The organism is Klenkia sp. PcliD-1-E (genome assembly GCF_024124375.1).
Taxonomy (GTDB): Bacteria; Actinomycetota; Actinomycetes; order Mycobacteriales; family Geodermatophilaceae; genus Klenkia.
In genome coordinates, this window is the sequence record NZ_JAMXRZ010000199.1 from 1 (window position 1) to 4224 (window position 4224).

6 protein-coding genes are annotated in these 4224 nt (G+C 77.3%); 4 read left to right on the forward strand and 2 right to left on the reverse strand.

Annotated features, from left to right (window positions below; translation table 11 throughout):
• Window positions 1-499: NADP-dependent oxidoreductase (locus tag NH342_RS22180; RefSeq protein ID WP_253018414.1), on the reverse strand; the 499-nt coding region annotated here is incomplete at its 3' end.
• A gap of 95 nt (window positions 500-594) precedes the next feature.
• Between NH342_RS22180 and NH342_RS22185 the strand changes: the two genes are divergently transcribed.
• Window positions 595-1068, forward strand: coding sequence for a MarR family winged helix-turn-helix transcriptional regulator (locus NH342_RS22185; RefSeq protein WP_253018416.1), 474 nt, complete (start codon window positions 595-597; stop codon window positions 1066-1068).
• A gap of 6 nt (window positions 1069-1074) precedes the next feature.
• Here the strand turns inward: NH342_RS22185 and NH342_RS22190 are convergent, their stop codons facing one another.
• Window positions 1075-2202, reverse strand: coding sequence for a diguanylate cyclase (locus NH342_RS22190; protein ID WP_253018418.1), 1128 nt, complete (start codon window positions 2200-2202; stop codon window positions 1075-1077).
• A 98-nt stretch (window positions 2203-2300) separates the two neighbouring features.
• Between NH342_RS22190 and NH342_RS22195 the strand changes: the two genes are divergently transcribed.
• The 3 genes from NH342_RS22195 to NH342_RS22205 form a co-directional block, all read left to right on the forward strand.
• Window positions 2301-3014, forward strand: a complete 714-nt coding sequence (locus NH342_RS22195; protein WP_253018420.1) for an HpcH/HpaI aldolase/citrate lyase family protein — start codon at window positions 2301-2303, stop codon at window positions 3012-3014.
• Window positions 3015-3044: 30 nt separating this feature from the next.
• Window positions 3045-3947: an EamA family transporter gene (locus tag NH342_RS24420; protein WP_253018422.1), complete on the forward strand. Its 903-nt coding sequence runs from the start codon at window positions 3045-3047 to the stop codon at window positions 3945-3947.
• A partial coding sequence (locus tag NH342_RS22205; RefSeq protein WP_253018424.1) for a GntR family transcriptional regulator occupies window positions 3931-4224 on the forward strand: 294 nt, incomplete at its 3' end. The genes NH342_RS24420 and NH342_RS22205, both read left to right, overlap by 17 nt.

The window sequence follows — 4224 nt, forward strand, 5'->3', positions numbered from 1 at the left end:
CGGCGGCGAGCTGCACGGCGTACCCGCCGACCGCGCCGCCGGCGCCGACGACCAGCACCCGCTGGCCGGCGACCAGCCCGCCGTGGTCGAACAGGGCCTGCCAGGCCGTCAGCCCGACCAGGGGCAGGGCGGCGGCGTCGACCAGCGGGACGGCGGTGGGCGCGGCGGCGAGCACCTCGGCCGGCGCGACCACCTGCTCGGCGGAGGCGCCGTCGGGGACCATCGGCAGGAAGCCGACCACCCGGTCGCCGACCGCCCAGCCGGTGACGCCCTCGCCGAGCGCGTCGACCGTGCCGGCCAGGTCCGCGCCGGGGACGTGCGGCAGGGCGACGGGGAAGGGGCCCTGCATGACGCCGAGGCGGATGTTGCCGTCGACGGCGTTGAACGACGTCGCGGCGACCCGCACGCGCACCTCGCCGGGACCGGGCGCCGGGAGCGGGACCTCCTCGAGGCGGAGGACGTCGGGGGTGCCGAACTCGTGGAACCGGACTGCCTGCATGGCCGTGACCTCTTTCGATGTGCTTCGAATTCGCAACACCTGGGACGGTAGCAGTGCTTCGAATTCGTAGCAACCTCGGTCGCTACGATCCCCCGGTGGCCCGCCTCGCACCCCAGCAGCTGGAGGTGTACTTCGCCCTCATGGAGGCGGCGAGCCTGCTGCAGTACGCGGTGGAGCAGCAGCTGCGCGAGGACGGACCGCTGAGCTGGGTGCAGTTCCAGGTCCTGGCCGGCCTCGCGCTGGGCCCGCAGCCGAGCGAGCGGATGACCGACATCGCCGACCGCGTCGTGCACAGTCGCAGCGGTCTGACCTACCAGGCCGGGGTGCTGGAGAGGCGGGGGCTGGTCACCCGCTCGCCCGACCCGGTCGACGACCGCGGCACCGTCGTGACCATCACCGACGCGGGGCGGGCGCTGGTGGAGCAGGTGCTGCCCGGCCACGAGGACGTCGTCCAGGGTGCCCTGCTGGACCACCTCGAGCCCGACGACGCCGGACGGCTCACCCTGCTGCTGCAGGAGCTGCGCGACCGGATGCGCGCGCGCCCGCCGCGCTCGGCCCGCCGCCGCTGACCACGGTCAGCCGACGACCAGCGGGGTGATCGCGCCGGTCTGCACCACGACGGCGTTGCGCCGCCGCTTGGCCTCGTAGAGGCGGGTGTCCGCGGCGCGCAGCAGCTGCTCGGGCCGGGAGCCGGCCGCACCGACGGCGACGCCGATGGACACCGTCACCTGGCCGACCCCGCCGGCGGCGAACAGCTCCACCTCGCGGCGGACCCTCTCGGCGACCAGCTGGGCCTGCACCGGACCGGTGCCGGGCAGCAGCAGGGCCAGCTCGTCGCCGCCGAGCCGGGCGGCCAGGTCGTCGGCGCGCACCGTGCGGTCGAGGATGCCGGCGATCGCCTGCAGCACCCGGTCCCCGCCGTCGTGCCCGCGGGTGTCGTTGACCGCTTTGAAGTGGTCGACGTCGATGAGCGCCACGGAGACGGGGGCGCCCGCGGTCGCCCGGTCGCAGGCCCGCTGCAGGTGGTCGTCCCAGGACCGGCGGTTGGCCAGGCCGGTGAGGGAGTCCTGGGTGCTCAGCCGGCGGAGCTCACCGACCAGCTCCAGGGTGGTGGCCTGCTCGGCCTCCAGCGCGCAGCGCCAGTGCACCTCCGCGCGCAGCGCGTTCCACCGCAGCGCGTGCCCGATCGTGGCCACCACGGCCGCGCTGCCCAGGTAGCAGGCGGTGGCCACCACGCCGGCGGCGTCGACCGTGCCGGTGGTGACGCACCCGGCGAGGAAGCCGGCCGCCGTGGCCGAGGCCAGCAGCAGGGTCCACCCCGGGCCGGCGGACAGGACGGCGCCGCAGGCGTAGAGCACGAGGGTCCCGCCGAGCAGGTAGAGCTCGAGGTGGTCGACCTGGGGCAGCATCCAGCCCACCGACACCTGCACCACGGCCAGTGCCGCTGCGGTGAGCTCGGCCGGCCGGCGGTGGCCCAGCGGGGTGGCCCAGAGCAGAAGGGCCAGCAGTGCCATCGGCACCGTGCCGGCCAGCCGGACCGCGGTGAACGTCGTTGCCAGCGGGACCGGCTCGAGGACCCGGTCGAAGAACGACCACAGCGGGTAGAGGACGACCGCGCCGGTGGTCAGGGCCCGGCCGCTGGTGCGGGCCCGCAGGTGCAGGCGGCGGGCGGCCTCGGCAGCCAGCCGGGGGTCGTCGGTCATGCCGTCCCATCGGCCGGTCGGGGCCCCGACCTGCGGGAACGACGTTGTCCGTCCCCCGTGCGGGTGAGCGGGACGGCCCGCGGTGCCATGCTCGGCCGATGACGACCTCGACGTCCGGGTTCGGTCCGCGCAGCCGCGGCGTGTGGTGCAGCGAGGCCGGGCCGGGCGGGCTCTGGCGGCTGGCCTGCGCGGGCTTCGACTGGGTCGCGGTGGACCTGCAGCACGGCCGCTACGACCGGCGCGACCTGCTCGAGGCCGCGCGCGGCTGGCCCGGGCCCGCCGAGCTGGTGGTCCGGGTGCCCGCCCTGGACTTCTCCTCGATCGGGCTGGCGCTCGACGCCGGGGCGGGCGCCGTCGTCGTCCCGCAGGTCGAGGACGCCGCGCAGGCCCGCGCCGCGGTCGACGCCGCGCACTACCCGCCGCGGGGCCGCCGCAGCGCCGGTCAGCTGGGTCCGAGCTGGGGCGGGTCCACCCGGGACGCCGTGCTCTGCGCGGTCATGGTCGAGTCCGCCGCCGCCCTGGCCGAGGTCGAGGACATCGCGGCAGTCCCCGGGGTGGGCGCGGTCTTCATCGGCCCGAACGACCTGTCGCTGTCGCTGGGCACGACGGTGGACGCACTGCTCGACGACCGCTCCCCGGCCTCGCCGCTGGCCCGGATCACGGCTGCCTGCGCCGCCGCGGACGTGCCGGCCGGGGCCTACGGGGGCGACCCCGCCACGGCCGAGCGGTTCCGGGCGCACGGGATCGACTGCCTCGCGGTGGCCACCGACCTGTGGATCACCCAGGCGGGGGCAGCCGCCGCGCTGGCGTGACCCCGGGAGTTTTGTGCAACAATCCGCCGCGTGAAGCCGGTCGTCGCCGTCCTGCTCGCCGCGGTCTGCTTCGGGACCACCGGCACCGCGCAGGCCCTGCTCGACGTGGACGCCGCACCGCTGGTGGTCGGGCTGGCCCGCGTCGCGCTCGGCGGCGGGCTGCTCGCGGCGGTCGCCCTCCGCCGCCGGCCCGCGGTCGACCCCCTCGGGGGCACCGGGCTGCTGGCCCGGGTGCCCACCGGGCCGGTGGTGGCGGCCGGAGCGGCCGGGGTGCTGGCCTACCAGCCCGCCTTCTTCGCGGGGACGACGGCGAACGGGGTGGCGGTCGGCACCGTGGTGGCGCTCGGGTCGGCTCCGGTGGTCACCGGGCTGCTGGACGCCGGGCTGCGCCGGCGGCGGCCCGAGCGGCGGTGGTGGGCCGCGACCGGCCTGGCCCTGGCCGGGCTGGTGCTGGTGGCAGGCGGGCCCGGCAGCGGACCGGCCGGTGGCGGGGTGCTGTGGTCGGTGGGCGCCGGGGCCGCCTACGCCCTCTACGCCGTCGCGGTGAAGGAGCTGCTGGACCGCGGCTGGTCCTCGGGTCCCGCGGTCGGCGCGGTGTTCGGCTCCGCAGCCGCCCTCGCCCTGCCCCTGCTGCTGGTGGTCGGCCCGGGCGCCCTGCTCACCGCCGACGGCCTGCTGCTGACGCTCTGGCTGGGGCTGGTCACCACCACGGTGGCCTACCTGCTCTTCGGCTGGGGGCTGGCCCGGCTCCCGGCCACCACCGTCGCCACGCTGACCCTGGCCGAGCCGCTGTGCGCGGCACTGCTCGGTGTGGGCCTGCTGGGCGAGCGGCTGACCCTGCCCGCAGCGGCCGGGGTGGTGGTGCTGGGCCTGGGCATCGCCGTCCTCACCGCCCGGCGACGGCGGGTGGTGGCCGGTGCCCCGGCGGCGTGACGTCCCGCCGGGCCCCACGGCGGTCGACCGGCTGGCCGACGACCTGCGCCGGCAGGTGCTGGCCGGCGTGCTCCCCGCGGGGCGGGCCGTCCGCGAGGAGGAGCTGGCCGCGGCGACCGGTGCCTCCCGGCACACCGTGCGGGCGGCGCTGGCCCGGCTGGCCGACGAGCGGCTGCTGGTCGCCGAGCCCTACCGCGGCGTCCGGGTGACCGCCTTCGCCGACGACGACGTGGTCGGGCTGCAGGAGCTCCGCGGCGCGCTGGAGAGCGCCGCCGTC

Coding starts and splice junctions, on each gene's coding strand:
- NH342_RS22195 (WP_253018420.1), top strand. CDS start 2,301: ATGACGACCTCGACGTCCGGGTTCGGTCCGCGCAGCCGCGGCGTGTGG.
- NH342_RS22190 (WP_253018418.1), bottom strand. CDS start 2,202: ATGACCGACGACCCCCGGCTGGCTGCCGAGGCCGCCCGCCGCCTGCAC.